Consider the following 19,197-nt stretch of genomic DNA (forward strand, 5'->3'; position numbering starts at 1 on the left):
GTTAATAAGGATGAAATTAGTTAGTTACTTGGTATTATCTGATGCTGATGTTTGTTGCAGGTAATCACTATATAAGCAAAAATAACCATGTTCATCTGACTCATGTCGCGCTTTGGCGTGATACATAGCTTTGTCGGCAACGCTAATTAATCCCGCTAGTGATTGCTCATCTTGAGGGTAGAAAGCACATCCCATTGATGCGCCAACAGCAACACTTTTATTCACTTGTGCTAATTGGTAAGGCGTTGCAATGGCACCATGTATTTTTTCTACGACATCAAGCACTTCTTTTTGTTTTAAGTTTGGTAAAATAATAATAAATTCATCACCACCCCAGCGAGATAGCAAATCACGTCGACGAAGCGCTTTTATTAATTGCTGGGCAACGTGGATCAGAATTTCATCACCCGCGTCATGGCCATATATATCGTTGATTGGTTTGAATTTGTTTAAGTCGAGTAAAATTAGTGCAAAGGGAGTATGGTTGGCGATAAATTTATTTAAGGTTTGCTCAGTACCTCGTCGATTTAAGAGCTGCGTTAATTGATCGGTATTGGCTTTAAAGCCAAGATCTTCTAATTGTAACTTTCTTTTGGAAATATCATGTAACGTAACTTGATGATATTCATTGTTATCTTCTGAAATATTGGTACTAATGATCGCTTGTACCCAAATGTCGGGTTTATCGAGTTTGCTATTAATTAATTTAAATTCGCCAGAAGCGGTTTCGTTGCTGTCAAAGGCAATTTTAACCAAAATATTCAAGGCTTCTGTTTCTTCAAATAATTGCGTTAAATAAGGTCCAAAACTGTCTTGCATTGGCAGCTTTAAGTGTTGAAGTAACTTGCTAAAGGCACTGTTATATAACAAGAGCTTACCTTTAGGTTCCATCAGAACAATAGGGGACGTTGAATTTTCAAATAACATTTGAAAATGCTTACTTAGTCTTTCAATTTCACTACGTAAATTTCGCTCTTCGATGATATGCACTTCTGCTTTAGTTAATACATAATTAATATCGGTAACTAATTCACCTAGCTCACTGTTGTCGTGTCGATTAGGGTAGTCGAGCCTTGCCGGTGTACCGGGCGTAATATTGTGCAGTTGTTTAGCTATTTTAATAATTGGGTTAGTGATTACGGTAATGGCGACAACAATAAGCACTAAAGTGACGATGGCTGCTTGAACAGCAATGGCGATGCTATTGTCAGTACTGATTTGTGCGGCACGGTTTTGAATATAATTGATATTAGGGGTGATGATTAAAGTGCCCACTTCTCTGTCGGCTTCAAATGGGGAAAACAATTGAAAGGTAACCGCGTCTTGACTAGGTGTAAATTTGTTAGACTTAATTGATAGATTGGTCGTGGTAATACTGACACTTTCAACAACATTATTTGAAACTAAGCCATTAACGGCCTCATTTAATAACTCTTCGTCTTCTAAATAACTGGCAATAGAGGTGGTCGCGCTAATGGTGGTATGAAGTTGTTCGATTTCTTGTTTGCTGATCGCTAATTCATGATGATAAGTAATGCGGTGAAATATTTGAGTTGATAAAAAGCCTACAACCGCTGCTGCAACCGTTATTAAAAATGCTAGCCGTGTAACTAAACCATGTTTATTCATGCAATTCGTAAACAATTTTTAAGTTTTTATTTAACATAGATTTGGGAATGTAACCTATGGCAGTAACGTTTTCTTCAATCGAGCTGATAACACTTGCTTCATTGGCTTGTTGTAAAGATGCTCTCATTCTGCCGCTAAAGCGAATTCTAGACCAATAAGCATTGATACTTGGCAATGAGCGACCGACTAATAATTGATAAAAGCGTCGTTTGGTTTCTTGCTCACTGTCTAAATCGATGGCAACAGCTTTTTCCCCGTTAGGAAAAGCGACATATTTCCCCATAAAAATATCAATCACTTCAGAGCGGTTCATTAACTTAGTTGGGTTGTTTGCATTAACGACGATTACAATCGGATCTTCTGATTGCGCCAGTGCCCAAACCTCTGGTGACATAAGAATGATAAATATGAGTAAAAGTTTGTTCATAGAGCGAAACTCACATTAAACATATAAGTGTTCACGCGTTCACTAGGGCTTTGGTTTGAGTTATTTAGCCATAAAGTATCACCCTGTTCGTCGATCAACGTGTTGTTCCATTGTAAATAAGCCGCTACTTTGGCATTTAAATCCCAACGCATACCCAACGAAAATGTATGTTGGTTTGAAGAATAATAGTTTAGTGCGCCTTCAATTCCGTAAACTAATTCAGGTATTAACGCTTGGTTTACATTGGTTTGGTTAAAATGGAAATTGTCAGAATTGGTTTGAGCTAAAATACTATAGAAGGTGTACTTATTATGTTGGTAGGCTGCACTAACATAGGCATTTCGTAGTTTGCTTAAGGTTATTGTATCGGATGATATTTGCGCAAACTCAGACGTAAAAATAAAATTATTTAGGTAAGCTTGACCATTGATTGAACTGTAGGTTATTTTTTTTCCTTTTACTGACATGTCTTCAATAAATTGTTCTGGGTTTGGCCAAATGTAGTCAGGTAAGCTTTTTATTTGATCAATAATATATTGATTAGATTCAGTTTCATTAGGAAATTTAGTCTGCGTATACTTAGCTTGTAAGATCCAGTCGGTATGATCAAGTGTTAACGACACACCATAAACATCTTCAACTTTAACCAACTCAGGGGTGTCTGTGTAAGTTATATCAGCCTCACTTACCCCCGTAAAAAACTTGCTGCTAAAAGTACTACCTGCGATGCGTGTGGTGTAAGTAATATCTGCGCCGTCAATATGTCGATAGGGGATAAGGCCGTAAATTTCATTAGGGACAGAAGCCCAACTATAGGCAATATTAATATCACGATATTCTGTGATTAAAAAAATGTCGGGTGAGGTTCTGCCTACGCGTATTGTCCAATTGGCTGAGGGGGTATAACGAATAAATGCTAAGGTGAAATATTTATCTAAACTTGGATCTGCCATGTCTCGCAGTACAGCCTGACTGACAAAATCAAAATTGTCAGCTATCGACGCTTCAAATTGAATGCCAAGCAAGGAATTATTTTTCCAGTCAATATCGCCAGAGTAAACGCCTTCATCGACACTGATATCTTTTCGGTAACCGTAGCGCTCAGAGTCTGAAACCGTTATGCCTAGTGTGCCAAAACTACTCCACTCTAAATGAGTTTGAGCAACTGCTGGCATGCAGGCCAAGGTTAGCGTAATAAAAGGCAATATATTTTTAAACATTGAATCACTTGAGTAATAGACATGTTTCATTTAACAGTAGGATAAATGTACAGATTTCTCAAGGTGGATAAACAATAAAGCTAACAATATGTTAAGTGAAATAATCTCTTAAAGGAATGTGCTGTTTTCATTGTGTTTTTAAAAACGAAAAGTGGTTAACTAGGCATGTCGCTGGCTTGTAGTTTTTTTCGATATTGCAAGGCAACCACTTTAATAATATCGCGCCAGGTAATAATGCCAACAGGGTGTGAATGTTGGTTAACTATCGGCAAACAAGATAGGTTGTGATCGTAAAATAGTACAACAGCTTCGTTAAGGGAAATATCATCATGTGCAGTGATGAGATCCTTTTCCATAATTAAGTTTAATTTCTTTTGCAAAAGCAGTGTATCGCTATGGGTTTCTTTACGCGTACCGATAGCAGGGCTTAAATGTTGATAAACATCTCGGTCGGTCACTAAGCCAACTAATTTGTTTTCTTCGGTGATTAAAATGTGGTGAATTGAGTTGGTATCAAATATTTGTTTAGCTTGTTCAAGTTCTTCATCTAAGTCTAATGTCAGTAATTCTTTAGACATCAATTTGTTAACACTCATAGATAGACCTTTATATACTTAAATCAAATGGTGGATTTAAACGCTTGTTTAAAAGTTGTCGTCAATTGCCCTAAAATATGTTTTCATAGGGAGATATGTAAGGCAAAAATCAACTATATTTTAGTGGATTACTGCACCGCTTTGCAATTGTATAACAACAATATTAATAGCGCTTATAGTAAAGTATAAACCTGATTTATATAAAAACTAAACAAGTCGTAATCGTCAAGACAACAATGTGTAAAATAGTAGTGAAAGGATAAAAAATGGCCGACAATTTATATACCCCAGAGCAAGACCAGCAACAAATTCAAGATATAGATAATTTACTTGCAGCGCAGCGCGTGGCATTTAATCAAGACCGTTTTCCTTCTTACGAATCTCGAGTGGCAGATTTAAAGCAACTAAAGTCTGCCATATTAAAATTTAAGCAACCACTTATAGAAGCGCTTTCACAAGATTTTGGTTGTCGCTCAGAAGATGACTCGACTATTGCTGATATTTTACCAACGGTTATGGGCATTAATTATGCGATAAAAAAAGTCAAAAAATGGATGAAACCGTCTAAGCGTCATGTCGGCCCAATGTTTCAACCGGCAAAAGCCTATGTAGTTTACCAACCGTTAGGGGTTGTTGGTGTTATTACGCCGTGGAACTATCCTATCTTTTTGGCACTTGGCCCGCTTACTACCGCATTAGCGGCAGGTAACCGAACTATGATCAAGATGTCTGAGTTTACCCCACATACCAATAAAGTATTACGCGAGTTGCTTGCCAGTGTGTTTGAACAAGAAAAAGTCGCCCTCATTGATGGTGGGCCAACGGTTGCAGCGCACTTTTCAAAACAAGCCTTTGATCACTTATTGTTTACCGGCTCTACTCGGGTTGGAAAAATGGTGATGGCAGCAGCATCAGAGCATTTAACGCCAGTAACGCTAGAGCTTGGTGGTAAATCACCCACGGTTATCGATGATGAAATAGAAATAAATGATGCGGTATCACGCTTTATTTTAGGTAAAACACTTAATGCTGGCCAAACATGTGTCGCGCCAGACTATATCATGTGTCCAAAAGCTCGCATTAATGAGCTCGTGCAAGCCTGTGCGGAACAATTCAAAAAAATGTACCCAAGTATTGCTGATAATAAAGATTATGGCAGCATTATTAACGATGCCCAGTTTGAGCGTTTACAAACATGGCTTGCGGATGCCAAAGATAAAGGGGCAACGATTGTCAGTGCAACCAATGACAATATAGATAAATGTCTTGCGCAGCGAAAATTACCGTTAACTATCGTTAGCGATGTCAATGAAGATATGACCATTATGCAAGAAGAAATTTTTGGCCCTATCTTGCCAATTGTTGGTTATGACTCAATCGATGACGCGATTACCTACATTAATGAAAGACCACGTCCGCTAGCGTTATATTTATGTAGCCACAATAAAGCTTTACAAAAGCGGTTTGTTGAACATACCCACGCCGGCGGCATGTGTATCAATGAGGCAACTTTGCAAGTAGGGCAAGATGATATGCCGTTTGGTGGTGTTGGCGCGTCAGGTATGGGTCACTATCATGGTCATGAAGGCTTCTTAACCTTATCAAAAGCTAAATCTGTGTTAGAAAAAGGTAAATTTAGTAGTTCATCAATGGCATTTCCGCCTTATGGCAAGTTAGTGCATAAACTTATTTACACCTTTTTTATGAGATAAAATCTCTCGTTACTGCTACTGTCACAAAAGTGTCACATTACTGTCTTATAATCGCCGCGTTGAAAAATTTGCACGTAATTAAGGTAGTGAAGTGGCACTTTTGTCTTTTGACGTAAATAAACGACAGTTTAAAAATAAACTCGCTCAGTGGTTAATTACCCTGGGTGGCGTTAGTGTATTGTTTACACTGATCCTTATTTTTCTGTATTTACTTTATGTAATTAAACCTATTTTTGAGTCAGCTACGGTTGAACCTGTGACTCAACTACAATTAGCAAGCAATGCAGAAGTACTTACTGCAGGTAGTGATGAACTATCCGAAGTTGCTTACACCCTTGATAAGCAAGGTCAATTAAACTTTTATCAAGCAAAACAAAGTGACTTTAGAGAAGTTGGCGCTAAGATTTCATCTTACCCTGTTAGCAACTCTGCTAATGTTGAGTTACTGCTTGAAGCTGATACCGGTCAAACAGTGCTTACCAATGCTGAAGATCACGTCTTTGTTTTTGAAAGCAAGTTCACTGCCAGTTATATCGGTGACCAACGTGATATCGCGCCAAGCTTAAATTACCCGCTTGGTGAAGACAGTATTGAAGTCGACGAGCAAGGCGCTAGGTTAACTCAGTTAGCTTTTGCCATGAACGAAGAAACTGCGGTATTTGTTGGTTTTACTCAAGACAAGCGCTTAATTAAAACCACGCTAGTTGCAGAAGACGACTTTAATTATGACCCAGAATTTGAAGCCATTTATCAAGAAATTGACTTCAATGAACAACACGTCGACGATATTCTTATTAGCCCAGATTTAACACTTGCCTTTGTTCGTGTTAATGACATTGTGTCTGTGTTCGAGTTAGACGATGAATACTCGGTCACTAAACGCAGTGAAATCGACGTGGTACCAAATAACAATTATCAAATATCTAGCATGTCGCTGCTTTCTGGTGGTAGCTCATTATTGTTTGGTGATTCACGCGGTAAAGTTTCTCAGTGGTTTGAAGTTTCAACTGAACAGGGGCGTTTATTTAAACAAGTGCGCGACTTTGAAGTTAGTGACTCAGAAGCCGTTGTTGAAATTCATACCGAACAATTTCGTAAGAGCTTTTTCACATTAACACCGTCAGGTGAAATGGGCGTGTTCTACACCACCAGTGACGCAGACTTGTGGCGCGGCGAAATTTCATCAAAGCTTCCACATGCCTTTGGTATTACGCCACGAGCCAATGGTTTAGTGATCGTGCAAGGTCAAGAGCTGCAAATGTTTGCGGTTGAAAATGAACACCCTGAAGTGACATGGAACGCGTTATGGCAAGAAGTTTGGTACGAAGGTTACCCTGAACCAGACTACATTTGGCAATCAACATCAGGCTCTGATGACTTTGAAGCGAAATTCTCATTAGTACCAATTTCATTTGGTACGATAAAAGCTGCATTATATGCAATGCTATTTGCTGTGCCGATTGCAATTACAGCGGCAATTTATACCGCTTACTTCATGACCCCAGGTCTACGTAAAAAAGTTAAGCCGACAATCGAATTAATGGAAGCCTTGCCAACGGTTATTTTAGGTTTCTTAGCCGGTTTATGGTTAGCGCCAATTATTGAAAACTATTTACCTGCCATGGTCTTGCTGCTGATATTTTTACCGGTATCAACACTCATTACGGCGTTTTTGTGGCACAACTTGTCGCAAAATTTGAAAAACAAAATACCTGAAACGCTAGCGCCTATTATTTTACTGCCAGTGCTTATGCTAGCCGCTTATTGTGCGTTTGCGTTATCACCAGTGTTAGAAGTGTATTTCTTTGGCGGCGATATGCGTCAATTCATTACTAACGATTTAGGTATTTCATTCGACCAACGTAACGCATTAGTGGTCGGTATTGCGATGGGCTTTGCTGTTATTCCAACTATTTTCTCGATGGCAGAAGATGCAATTTTCAGTGTGCCTAAACATTTAACCAGTGGTTCACTTGCTTTAGGTGCGACACCTTGGCAAACACTGATTAAAGTTGTTTTGTTAACGGCAAGTCCGGGGATTTTCTCGGCCATTATGATGGGCTTAGGTCGCGCTGTTGGTGAAACCATGATTGTACTTATGGCTACCGGTAATACGCCAATTCTGGATTGGAGTATCTTCCAAGGAATGCGTACCTTAGCAGCGAATATCGCCGTTGAAATGCCAGAGTCAGAAGTGGGTAGTTCTCATTATCGTATTCTGTTCTTAGCAGCATTCGTATTGTTTGTTTTCACATTTGTTTTTAATACTTTAGCTGAATTTGTTCGCCAACGTTTGCGCGAAAAATACAGTTCGTTGTAATTGGCTAAGGTAAGGATAATTTAATGAATACTTGGTTTAAATCTGGTTCTCCGTGGGTATGGTTGTCTGCTGGCGGTGTAAGTATCAGTTTAATTTCAGTAATAGGCTTATTATTGTTAATTGCGTCAAATGGTTTATCGTATTTTTGGCCATCGGAAATTCATCAATTTAGCTTAAAAGATACTGAAGGCAAGAACAGTGTTGTTATTGGTGAAATCTACGATCGTGAGCAAATTCCAGCATCGCAGTTATCACATACTAACCTGGTACTACCTGAAGGCACTGAAACCGTAGAGCGCTTATTAGTTAAAACCGGTAACCGCGAATTAGTGAGCTTAGATTTTCGCTGGTTATTGGTGCCACAAATTACAGAGCAATCTACACCAGAAGATTTAGCGGTCATTGAACGTCGCACTAACGGTAACTTTTACGGTCGCATTGAAAAAGTGATTAAAGACGGTCAAGAAGTTGCTATAACTGAGTTGCCTGTTTTGCTTGAACGCGTCTCCGACTTTCAAGAAGAGATTGACGAATTACAAAAAGATAATATCGGCGCGATTAACTATCAGTTAGAACGTCAACGTTTAAAAGAGCGTAAACATGCGCTTGATGAAACGTTAACCGATGAACTAAAAGCGAAATTTAGTGCTGAAAATGCAAAACTTGAAGCTGATTATCAGGTATTAGAAACTGAGCTTTTAGCCTTAAGAGCAAAGTTAGCGCGTGATCAGCTTGTAATGGTTGCGATGGGCGGCGAGCGCGTCACCATCAACTTTGACCAAATATTAAAGATTCACTTTAATAACCAAATGAGCATTATTGAGAAAACCGGCGTGTTTTTCTCACAAATTGGTGCATTCATTGGTGATGAACCACGCGAAGCCAATACCGAAGGCGGTGTATTTCCGGCCATTTTTGGTACCGTGCTTATGGTATTGCTAATGACGGTAATCGTTTCACCTTTTGGTGTGGTTGCAGCCATTTACTTGCATGAATATGCGGGTAAAAATGTGCTAACTAAAATATTACGTATTGCGGTAATTAACTTGGCCGGTGTGCCATCGATTGTATATGGTGTATTTGGTTTAGGCTTTTTTGTTTATATGATTGGCGGCAGTTTAGATCAATTGTTTTACCCTGAAACCTTACCAAGTCCAACATTTGGTACGCCAGGTGTACTTTGGTCAGCAATTACCTTGGCTATTTTAACCTTACCAGTGGTTATCGTATCAACCGAAGAAGGTTTATCACGTATTCCATCGTCGATGCGTTTAGGTAGCCTTGCACTAGGTGCAACAAAAATAGAAACCTTATGGCGTATTATTTTACCGATTGCCAGCCCAGCGATTATGACGGGTATTATTTTAGCGATTGCTCGTGCTGCTGGTGAAGTTGCACCGTTAATGTTGGTTGGTGTCGTGAAAATGGCGCCGAATTTACCACTTGATGGTAACTTCCCGTTCTTACATTTAGATCGCAAATTTATGCACTTAGGTTTCCACATTTATGATGTTGGTTTCCAAAGCCCTAACGTAGAAGCGGCAAGACCTTTGGTTTATGCAACAGCATTATTATTGGTAACCATTATTGTTGCCTTGAACATGACGGCGGTGTCTATTCGTAATAGATTACGTGAAAAATACCGTATGTTAGAGCACTAAGCTGCACACCACTATTGCCAATAACGCACTATATGTGCGTTATTGAAAACAAATTAAGTATTAAATAAAGAGTAAATTATGATCACCGTAACCCCGAGAGTTCAACAAGGTAGTCAACCGATTATAGATTTGAACAATCTTTCTCCAGAACAAGTGGCATTAAACATTAATGATTTAAACTTGTTCTATGGTGAAAAACAGGCGCTGCAAAATATTTCTATGTCTATTCCTAAAGGCCAAGTAACGGCTTTTATCGGCCCAAGTGGTTGTGGTAAGTCAACGTTATTACGTTGTATTAACCGCATGAACGACTTAGTTGATGGTTGTAGTATTCAAGGCGAAATTAATTTACACGGCGAAAACATTTATAATAAAAATGTTGATGTTGCACAGCTGCGTCGCAAAGTTGGTATGGTATTTCAGCGTCCGAACCCATTTCCTAAAAGCATTTATGAAAATGTTGTTTATGGCTTGCGCATTATGGGCGAAAATAACCGCCGCGTATTAGATGTTGCGGTAGAAAAAGCATTACGCAGTGCAGCATTGTGGGATGAAGTTAAAGATCGCTTAAATGAAAGTGCGCTTGGTTTGTCAGGTGGTCAGCAACAACGTTTGGTTATTGCTCGTGCGATTGCCATTCAACCTGAAGTATTATTACTTGATGAACCAACATCAGCACTTGACCCAATTTCTACTTTAGTGATTGAAGAGCTGATTAACGACTTAAAGAAAAACTTTACCGTTGTTATTGTTACCCATAACATGCAGCAGGCGGCAAGGGTTTCTGACCAAACAGCATTCATGTATATGGGCGAGTTAATTGAATATAACGACACCAATACTTTATTTACTACACCAGATAAAAAGAAAACCGAAGACTACATCACCGGACGATACGGTTAATTTTTTTTAGGCAAAACCTAACAGCAAAATTAAGAGATAAATTATGGATAACGTTAATGTTGGTCGACATATTTCAGGCCAGTTTAATGAAGACTTAGAACGTGTCATCAACCATGTTATGCAAATGGGTGGCTTAGTTTCAAAACAAGTAAGCGACGCATTACAAGCCGTTAGCGAAACAGACGAAGCTTTAGCGAAACATGTACTTAACCAAGATTATAAAATTAATAACTTGGAAGTCAGTATTGATGATGAATGTACACGTATAATCGCAAAGCGTCAGCCTGCAGCTGGTGATTTACGTCTTATTATGGCGATCGTCAAAACCATTGCTGACTTAGAGCGTATTGGTGATGAAGCCGAAAAAATAGCGAATGTTGCCTTAGAAAACTACTCAAGCAAGCAAAAAGATTTACTGCTAAGCCTAGATAACTTAGGTCGTTTAGTTTTAGATATTTTACAGCGCACTCTCGATGCGTTTACACGTATGGACTTTGATGCGGCACTACAAACTCACGGCGGTGATGCCAAAATTGACCGTGAATATGAAGCCTTAATGCGTCAGTTAATGACTTACATGATGGAAGACCCACGTTCAATTCCACAAATTATGAGTGTCATTTGGTCGGCACGTGCATTAGAGCGTATTGGCGATCGTTGTCAAAATATTTGTGAATACATCATTTATTTTGTTAAAGGTAAAGTGGTACGCCACACTACCGCAGAAGATATGAAAAACCTGTAGAAAGCATAAAAGCTTTTTACCGCGTTTCATTAACAAAAACGCTATTAACTTTTTAATAAGTTAATAGCGTTTTTACTTGTAAAGTAGACAAAACTTGCTTCAATAGGCTGCATTTTTTGTCAAGTAAAAATGGCATGTAAGACGTAAATTCAACACTTATTTACGTTTTTTAGGTGTCTTATTAAATGATAGCTACACTCTGTGCAAACCAATAAGAAAAAGTCTTTTGTTAATGGTTGTAAATGGGGTACTATCCGCAACGAATTTAAACAAAGAGATTTCTCCTGGAAAATTATTATGGCCAGAAATTCAATTCTTGGTGTTTTTGCAAAATCACCAATCAAACCGTTAGAAAAGCATATTCGCTTGGTAACAAAATGTTGTAACCAACTAGTACCATTTTTTGAAGCTTGTACTGAAAAAGATTGGACTAAAGCGGGTAAAGTTCGCAACAAAATTTCAAAAATAGAACAAGAAGCCGATGCGCTAAAACGTCAATTACGTTTAGAGTTGCCGGGCGGTTTATTTATGCCTGTAGATCGTGCTGATTTACTCGAGCTATTAACTCAACAAGATAAAATTGCTAATAAGACCAAAGATATTGCTGGTCGTATTATTGGTCGTGAATTGGAAATTCCAGCAAGCATTCAAGCTGACTTTGCACTTTACGTTCAACGTTGTATTGATGCTACGGAAAAAGCAGCCGATGCAATTAATGAGTTAGACGACTTATTAGAAACAGGTTTTAGAGGTCGTGAAGTTGATTTGGTTGAAAAGATGATCAATCAACTAGACGAAATCGAAGATGACACAGACGGTATGCAAATTAAACTACGTCGAGAATTACTGGAATTAGAAAAGGATTTAAACCCAGTTGATGTAATGTTCTTATATCAAATCATTGAATGGGTAGGCGATCTGGCTGACTTAGCTGAGCGCGTAGGTGCCCGTTTAGAAATACTATTGGCTAGAAAGTAGGGCTATATTGTGGATATTTTAATTTCAAATGGCTCTTTATTAGTCATGATCGCGGCCTTTGTTGGCTTTTTTATGGCTTGGGGCATAGGTGCTAACGACGTTGCAAACGCAATGGGTACCTCAGTAGGTTCAAAAGCATTAACGATTAAACAAGCAATTATCATTGCAATGATATTCGAATTTGCAGGGGCTTACTTAGCCGGTGGTGAAGTAACATCGACCATACGTAAAGGCATTATTGATGCAGGCGCGTTTGTTGATATGCCTGAATTACTTGTATTTGGTATGATTTCAGCATTATTAGCGGCGGCAACTTGGTTGTTAATTGCTTCTTACTTGGGCTGGCCTGTTTCTACGACTCACTCAATTGTGGGTGCCATTATTGGTTTCGCTGCGATTGGCGTCAGCATGGATACGGTTGTATGGGGCAAAGTAGGCGGCATTGTTGGTAGTTGGATTATCACACCGTTAATTTCGGGTGTTATTGCATTCATCATTTTCAACAGTGCACAGAAACTTATTTTTGATACAGAGAAACCACTAGAGCAAGCAAGACGTTGGGTGCCATTTTATATGTTCCTAGCGGGCTTTGTATTGTCGTTAGTGACTATCAAAAAAGGTTTAAAACATATTGGTTTAGATATTCCTGCTGTTGATGGTTACTTATACGCAATTGCAGTTGCTGCGTTGGTTGCCTTTATTGGTAAAATCTTTATTGGTCGTTTGAATTTTGACGAGAAAGCTGACAAAAATACACACTACGCTAACGTAGAAAAAGTTTTTGCAATTTTGATGATTGTAACGGCTTGTTGTATGGCATTTGCTCACGGCTCAAACGATGTAGCTAACGCGATTGGTCCACTAGCAGCGGTAGTAAGTATTGTTGACAACGAAGGTCAAATTGCGGCGAAATCGGCTATTGCTTGGTGGATTTTACCACTAGGTGGTTTTGGTATTGTTGCTGGTCTTGCGATATTTGGTCATAAAGTTATTGCCACTATCGGTAAAGGCATCACTCACTTAACACCAAGCCGTGGTTTTGCTGCTGAACTTGCAGCGGCATGTACAGTAGTTATTGCTTCAGGTACTGGTTTACCTATTTCAACTACGCAAACGCTTGTTGGCGCCGTATTAGGTGTAGGTATGGCGCGTGGTATTGCTGCGATTAACATGAGTGTTGTTCGCAACATTGTGGTTTCTTGGGTAATTACCTTACCAGTAGGCGCAGGCCTTTCAATTATATTCTTCTGGATTATGAGCGCTTCGTTTAGCTAATTCATAAGAAAATAACTTAAATAAAAACCAGCATTTATGCTGGTTTTTTTATGGCAAAAATTTAGGTGTCTACTTTGGGGTTATCAAACGCTCATAGTGACTATGGCTCTATCGTTGCAAAGCTAATGTTTAATGGCAAAAAGCAAGCTACTAATTAGTAAGTGACAAAAGGTGGAATAAATATTAGGCACAAAAAAGGCGCTGACTGTTAACAGTCAGCGCCTTTCAACAAACATTTTAGCTTATTACTTGCTTAATGCTTCGCCTAAGTGAGGACGCATATCTTTAAGCATTTCTTTTAGCAAACGGCTGCTCGTTGCAACCGTGTTGCCTGATTTAGCATGGCCGTGACCGCCAGAGAAGTCAGTCACTAAACCACCTGCTTCAATCACTAATAATTCACCTGCTGCTGTATCCCATGGTTTTAAACCAATTTCGAAGAAACCGTCAACACGTCCTGCGGCAACATAAGCAAGATCTAGTGCTGCAGAGCCTGCACGGCGCATGTCAGCCGTTTTGGTAAATAATGCCTTGAAAATATCTAAGTAAGCATTGGTATGTTGTTTATGTTTAAAAGGGAAACCCGTTGCTAAAACAGCGCCACTTAATTCTTTGTGTTGTTTTACACGAATACGAAAACCGTTTAATTGTGCACCTTTACCGCGACTGGCAGTAAATAGTTCGCCACGAATTGGGTCATAGATAACAGCCTGATCTAACTTGCCTTTTACTTTAAGCGCAATAGATACAGCAAAATGAGGAATGCCTTTAACAAAGTTGGTGGTACCATCAAGTGGGTCGATGATCCATTGGTAGTCGTTATCTTCACCTTTAAGTTCACCAGCCTCTTCACTGATAATGCTGTGATTTGGGTATGATTTACGAATGGTTTCAATAATTGTCTGTTCTGCGCTTAAATCAACACTCGTGACAAAATCATTTGTGCCTTTCTTTTCAATTTCTACTTTATCTAACTGTTCGAACGCGCGAACAATTACAGTACCTGCATTACGCGCAGCGCGCACAGCAATATTTAGCATCGGGTGCATATTGACTACCTTATTTAACGAATAAATAGTAATAATCTTCTAATAAATTAACACAATACGACCGAGCCGCGCCTATTCATAGGCAAATGCAGGGTTAATTTCTTAGAAAATATATTAAACAACTTTGTAAAAGAGCAACGCTTGAAACGCCGAGCGAAAATCAAGCGCGCGTATTATAGCAAAGCACAAACAAATAGGCGATAAAGAATTTATCTGAGTCGTTAATATTTGTTTTGTTGTTGTCTTCATTAGGGTTTTTATTAATAAATGCATCAGCTCATAATCAATAGCCATAGCTTAGACCAATAAATTAGTGCTTTTTAGCAGTACATTGTTATTTTTCTATGGTAAAATCGAGGCTGTTTTAGCCATCTAGATAGTTATAAATGTCAGACTCTTTATTAGATAATGTTCGTATTGTACTAGTCAATACTTCAGATTGCCGTAATATCGGCTCAGCAGCTCGCGCAATGAAAACCATGGGCTTAAGCCAACTTATTTTGGTTGACCCAATTGAAATGCCAAATGGCCAAGCTCAAGCTTTAGCCGCAGGGGCAACCGATGTACTTGCTAACGCTAAAGTGGTTGCTACTTTAGAAGAAGCCATTAATGAGTGTGGTTTAGTTGTTGGTACCAGTGCACGTTCTCGCACGTTACCTTGGCCTATGCTTGAACCGCGTGGCTGTGGTGAAAAGTTAATTGAAGAAGCTAGCGAATATCCAGTGGCATTAGTCTTTGGCCGTGAAAGCAGCGGCTTAACCAATGAAGAATTGCAGCTGTGCCATTTCCACGTGCAAATTCCAGCTAATCCTGAATATAGCTCGCTTAACTTAGCGATGGCGGTGCAAACCTTAAGTTATGAAGTACGCACTAGTTATTTGCTAAAAGAAGAGCAAAAACATCAGAGCAAAGCAGCGGCACAAACAGACGAAGAAGCGTTTCCTGTCGTTGAAGAGACCGAGCGTTTTTATCAGCATTTTGAAAATGCACTAAAAGGCACCGGTTTTATAGTGCCAAGTCATCCTGGTTTAGTCATGACTAAGTTAAGACGACTTTTCAACCGAGCTCGTCCTGACGTTAAAGAATTAAAAATGATGCGCGGTATTCTTGCTTCGGTAGAGCGAGCTAGCGCCAATAAAGATAACGATAACAACTAATCGCTTAGCAAAGGCAAGCGTGTACTAATAATTTCACATTAAGGGAAATAACATGTTCAGTCGTATCAAAGAAGATATAAACAGTGTCTTTGATAGAGATCCCGCAGCACGTACGGTTTTTGAAGTATTAACCAACTACCCAGGCATGCATGCTATTTGGTGGCATCGTTTGTCTAATTGGTTTTGGAAAAAAGACCTGAAATTAATTGCGCGTACCATTTCAACGTTTGCTCGTTGGTTAACTGGCGTGGAAATTCACCCTGGTGCTACCTTAGGTCGCCGTTTTTTTATCGACCATGGTATGGGCATTGTTATTGGTGAAACGGCTGAAATTGGTGATGACTGTACTATTTATCATAGTGTGACTTTAGGTGGAACGAGCTGGAATGCCGGTAAGCGCCACCCAACTTTAGGCAATGGCGTCGTTATTGGCGCTGGTGCAAAAGTATTAGGGCCACTTAATATTGGTGAAAATTCACGTATTGGTTCAAATGCGGTAGTGGTAAAAGATGTGCCTGCAGGAGCAACTGTTATTGGCATTCCAGGTCGTGTGGTAAACACTAAAAAAACTGACCAAGCCAGTAATGGCGAACGTGATGCTATTGCGAAAAAATATGGTTTTGACGCCTACGCGGTGGCAACTAATAATCCAGATCCGGTAGCTAAGGCGATTGGTCGAATGCTCGATCATATGCACTTAATGGACAACAAAGTGTCTGAACTTTGTAAAGAAATTAATCAACTTGGCGGTAGTGTTTGCCAAGAAGCGCTACCTGAACTTCGTGTTGGTGAGTTTGTCGAAGACGAAAAAGCCGCCGCTAAGAAGCGAGAAGAGACAGTAAACTCGTTTGATCCTGAGATCTAATCACGCAAAAAATTGAATACTTGAGTTAAATGCTCAAGTATTTAATTGACTCTCAAATTAAAGCAAGTAAAATACCCGAGTAAAGTGGTTGGTTATTTACTTGACTATATAACAAGGTTATGTAAAATTGCGCTGCGAATAAGACGGGGATCAAATGAAATTAACTTCAAAAGGGCGCTATGCCGTAACAGCTATGTTAGATGTGGCACTTCACGCTGCAACAGGCCCTGTGCCATTAGCTGATATTTCTGAACGACAGGACATCTCATTATCGTATTTAGAACAGTTGTTTTCTAAATTACGCAAGCACGGTTTAGTTTCTAGCGTGCGTGGCCCAGGTGGCGGCTATCGACTTGGTCGATGTTCAGCACAAATAAGCATTGTTGACGTGATTGCTGCAGTTGATGAAAGCATTAACGCAACACGATGCGAAGGTAAGGCTGATTGCCAAGGTGGCGTAAAATGTTTAACCCACTCACTATGGTCAGACTTAAGTGAAAGAATTGAAGGCTTTTTAGAAAACATTTCATTATCTGAATTGGTTAGCCAAAAAGATATTAAAGCTGTGTCTCAACGACAAGATCAGCTGTACATAAAGTCTCAACACCCAAATGAGTTAGAAACCCTAATTTCAACAAAGAATGTGATTAACGACTGGTAACTTGCCAGCGTAGCTATACAGATTGGAGATTGTGAGCGAATGAAGCTTCCTATTTATTTTGACTACTCAGCAACAACACCAGTTGATAAGCGTGTTGCTGAAAAAATGATGCAATACCTTACTACCGACGGTTTTTACGGTAACCCAGCCTCGCGCTCTCATAAATTTGGCTGGCAAGCTGAAGAAGCGGTTGATATTGCGCGCAATGACATTGCCGACCTAATTAACGCTGATCCTCGCGAAATTGTATTTACCTCTGGCGCAACTGAATCAAACAACCTTGCCATTAAAGGTGCGGCGAATTTTTACAGTAAAAAAGGTAAGCACATTATTACCTGCAAAACCGAACATAAAGCGGTTTTAGATACCTGTCGTGAACTTGAACGTCAAGGTTTTGAAGTGACTTACCTTGACCCTGAATCAAATGGTTTAATCGATCTTAAAAAGCTTGAAGCGGCGTTTCGTGATGACACTGTGCTCGTAAGCATTATGCATGTAAATAACGAAATTGGTGTTGTACAAGATATTGCTGAAATTGGCGAGTTATGTCGCTCACGTAAAATTATTTTCCACGTAGATGCCGCACAAAGTGCCGGTAAAATTGCCATTGATATGCAGCAATTAAAAGTGGATATGATGTCGTTCTCGGCGCATAAAATTTACGGTCCAAAAGGCATTGGCGCTTTATATGTTCGCCGTAAGCCGCGTATTCGTTTAGAAGCCCAAACACACGGCGGTGGCCATGAACGCGGTATGCGCTCTGGTACTTTGCCAACTCACCAAATTGTTGGTATGGGTGAAGCTTTCCGTATTGCTAAAGAAGACATGGCAAAAGACTTAGCTCATGTAACCGCGATGCGTGATCGCTTATGGGCTGGCATTAGCGAAATGGAACAAGTATTTATTAATGGTGATGCTGAGCAACGTTATGCAGGTAACTTAAATGTTAGCTTTAACTTTGTTGAAGGCGAATCATTAATTATGGCATTAAAAGACCTAGCGGTATCTTCTGGTTCAGCTTGTACTTCTGCAAGTTTAGAACCTTCATACGTTTTACGTGCGCTAGGGTTAAATGACGAAATGGCACATAGCTCAATTCGTTTCAGTTTTGGCCGCTTTACTACCGAAGAAGAAATTGACTACGCAATCGAAATTATTCAAAAAGCGATTGGTCACTTACGTGATATGTCACCACTTTGGGAAATGTTTAAAGACGGTATTGATTTAGATTCTATTGAGTGGGCTGCTCACTAGAGTAATTGGGAGAATATTATGGCTTATAGCGAAAAAGTAATCGATCATTATGAAAATCCACGTAACGTGGGTTCATTAGATAAAGATGATCCGCAAGTAGCAACCGGCATGGTTGGCGCACCAGCGTGTGGCGATGTAATGAAGCTTCAATTAAAAATTACCGACGAAGGTATTATTGAAGATGCTAAATTTAAAACCTATGGTTGTGGTTCAGCGATTGCGTCAAGTTCACTTGTTACTGAGTGGGTAAAAGGTAAATCAATTGACGAAGCAGCTGAAATTAAAAACACCGCTATTGCAGAAGAACTAGCATTACCACCGGTTAAAATTCACTGTTCTATCTTAGCGGAAGATGCAATCAAAGCCGCTATCGAAGATTATCGTAGCAAGAACTAGCAAGGCGGAAAAAGTATGGCTATCACGATGACCCCCGCAGCAGCTGATCGGGTAAAATCGTTTTTAATCAACCGTGGTAAAGGCTTAGGTTTACGCCTTGGTATTAAAACCACTGGTTGTTCAGGGCTTGCCTATGTGCTGGAATTTGTTGACGATTTAAACGAAGACGACGAAATGTTTACCATAGATTCAGTCAATATTATTGTTGACGCAAAAAGTCTGGTTTATATCGACGGTACGCAGCTAGATTTTGTTAAAGAAGGCTTAAACGAAGGCTTTAAATTTACTAACCCTAACGCCAAAGGCGAATGTGGTTGTGGTGAAAGCTTTAACGTTTAGGCTTAGGTAA

General features: G+C 39.5%; 18 protein-coding genes. 13 read left to right on the plus strand and 5 right to left on the minus strand.

What is annotated here, in order from left to right; all coding sequences use genetic code 11:
• Positions 1–24 precede the first annotated feature (24 nt).
• The 4 genes from ACRRSQ_RS14820 to ACRRSQ_RS14835 all read right to left on the minus strand — a co-directional run bounded on the left by ACRRSQ_RS14820 (position 25) and on the right by ACRRSQ_RS14835 (position 3,872).
• Entirely contained in the window at positions 25–1,629 is a 1,605-nt protein-coding gene (locus ACRRSQ_RS14820) for a diguanylate cyclase domain-containing protein (RefSeq protein WP_440876537.1), read from the minus strand.
• Positions 1,622–2,056, minus strand: coding sequence for a hypothetical protein (locus ACRRSQ_RS14825; RefSeq protein ID WP_440876538.1), 435 nt, complete (start codon positions 2,054–2,056; stop codon positions 1,622–1,624). The genes ACRRSQ_RS14820 and ACRRSQ_RS14825 overlap by 8 nt, the downstream gene beginning before the upstream one ends.
• A complete protein-coding gene (locus tag ACRRSQ_RS14830) occupies positions 2,053–3,276 on the minus strand; it encodes a hypothetical protein (protein WP_440876539.1) in 1,224 nt (407 codons plus the stop codon). The genes ACRRSQ_RS14825 and ACRRSQ_RS14830 overlap by 4 nt, the downstream gene beginning before the upstream one ends.
• Positions 3,277–3,431: 155 nt before the next feature.
• A complete protein-coding gene (locus ACRRSQ_RS14835; RefSeq protein ID WP_440876540.1) occupies positions 3,432–3,872 on the minus strand; it encodes a CBS domain-containing protein in 441 nt (146 codons plus the stop codon).
• 266 nt (positions 3,873–4,138) lie between these two features.
• On the opposite strand from ACRRSQ_RS14835, the gene ACRRSQ_RS14840 reads away from it, so the two are divergent.
• The 7 genes from ACRRSQ_RS14840 (at position 4,139) to ACRRSQ_RS14870 (ending at position 13,466) form a co-directional block, all read left to right on the plus strand.
• Positions 4,139–5,584, plus strand: coding sequence for a coniferyl aldehyde dehydrogenase (locus ACRRSQ_RS14840; RefSeq protein ID WP_440876541.1), 1,446 nt, complete (start codon positions 4,139–4,141; stop codon positions 5,582–5,584).
• A gap of 91 nt (positions 5,585–5,675) precedes the next feature.
• Entirely contained in the window at positions 5,676–7,904 is a 2,229-nt protein-coding gene (locus ACRRSQ_RS14845; RefSeq protein ID WP_440876542.1) for an ABC transporter permease subunit, read from the plus strand.
• Between the two features lie 23 nt (positions 7,905–7,927).
• Positions 7,928–9,565 (plus strand): phosphate ABC transporter permease PstA, encoded by a 1,638-nt coding sequence (gene pstA / locus ACRRSQ_RS14850; protein ID WP_440876543.1) that lies wholly within the window; start codon positions 7,928–7,930, stop codon positions 9,563–9,565.
• A 78-nt stretch (positions 9,566–9,643) separates the two neighbouring features.
• On the plus strand, positions 9,644–10,468 hold the full coding sequence (gene pstB / locus ACRRSQ_RS14855; protein WP_440876544.1) for a phosphate ABC transporter ATP-binding protein PstB: 825 nt from the start codon (positions 9,644–9,646) through the stop codon (positions 10,466–10,468).
• A gap of 43 nt (positions 10,469–10,511) precedes the next feature.
• Positions 10,512–11,213 (plus strand): phosphate signaling complex protein PhoU, encoded by a 702-nt coding sequence (phoU, locus tag ACRRSQ_RS14860; RefSeq protein WP_440876545.1) that lies wholly within the window; start codon positions 10,512–10,514, stop codon positions 11,211–11,213.
• 297 nt (positions 11,214–11,510) lie between these two features.
• Positions 11,511–12,191, plus strand: coding sequence for a TIGR00153 family protein (locus ACRRSQ_RS14865; protein WP_440876546.1), 681 nt, complete (start codon positions 11,511–11,513; stop codon positions 12,189–12,191).
• A 9-nt stretch (positions 12,192–12,200) separates the two neighbouring features.
• Positions 12,201–13,466 (plus strand): inorganic phosphate transporter, encoded by a 1,266-nt coding sequence (locus ACRRSQ_RS14870; protein WP_440876547.1) that lies wholly within the window; start codon positions 12,201–12,203, stop codon positions 13,464–13,466.
• Between the two features lie 245 nt (positions 13,467–13,711).
• Here the strand turns inward: ACRRSQ_RS14870 and suhB are convergent, their stop codons facing one another.
• Positions 13,712–14,515 carry an inositol-1-monophosphatase gene (gene suhB, locus ACRRSQ_RS14875; protein ID WP_440876548.1) on the minus strand — a complete coding sequence of 268 codons (804 nt, stop codon included), beginning with the start codon at positions 14,513–14,515 and terminating at the stop codon, positions 13,712–13,714.
• Positions 14,516–14,901: 386 nt separating this feature from the next.
• On the opposite strand from suhB, the gene trmJ reads away from it, so the two are divergent.
• From trmJ to iscA, 6 genes are all read left to right on the plus strand, one after another.
• Positions 14,902–15,672: a tRNA (cytosine(32)/uridine(32)-2'-O)-methyltransferase TrmJ gene (trmJ, locus tag ACRRSQ_RS14880; protein ID WP_440876549.1), complete on the plus strand. Its 771-nt coding sequence runs from the start codon at positions 14,902–14,904 to the stop codon at positions 15,670–15,672.
• A gap of 52 nt (positions 15,673–15,724) precedes the next feature.
• The gene (gene cysE / locus ACRRSQ_RS14885; protein ID WP_440876550.1) at positions 15,725–16,537 is read left to right on the plus strand and encodes a serine O-acetyltransferase; all 813 of its coding nucleotides are present in this window, start codon (positions 15,725–15,727) and stop codon (positions 16,535–16,537) included.
• Between the two features lie 154 nt (positions 16,538–16,691).
• Entirely contained in the window at positions 16,692–17,198 is a 507-nt protein-coding gene (gene iscR / locus ACRRSQ_RS14890; protein WP_440876551.1) for a Fe-S cluster assembly transcriptional regulator IscR, read from the plus strand.
• A 39-nt stretch (positions 17,199–17,237) separates the two neighbouring features.
• Positions 17,238–18,452 carry an IscS subfamily cysteine desulfurase gene (locus ACRRSQ_RS14895; RefSeq protein WP_440876552.1) on the plus strand — a complete coding sequence of 405 codons (1,215 nt, stop codon included), beginning with the start codon at positions 17,238–17,240 and terminating at the stop codon, positions 18,450–18,452.
• An 18-nt stretch (positions 18,453–18,470) separates the two neighbouring features.
• Positions 18,471–18,848, plus strand: a complete 378-nt coding sequence (gene iscU / locus ACRRSQ_RS14900) for a Fe-S cluster assembly scaffold IscU (RefSeq protein WP_440876553.1) — start codon at positions 18,471–18,473, stop codon at positions 18,846–18,848.
• A 15-nt stretch (positions 18,849–18,863) separates the two neighbouring features.
• Positions 18,864–19,187: an iron-sulfur cluster assembly protein IscA gene (iscA, locus tag ACRRSQ_RS14905; RefSeq protein WP_440876554.1), complete on the plus strand. Its 324-nt coding sequence runs from the start codon at positions 18,864–18,866 to the stop codon at positions 19,185–19,187.
• Positions 19,188–19,197 lie beyond the last annotated feature (10 nt).

It is taken from the genome of Thalassotalea sp. PLHSN55 (assembly GCF_052030545.1).
GTDB lineage: Bacteria > Pseudomonadota > Gammaproteobacteria > Enterobacterales > Alteromonadaceae > CANMXU01.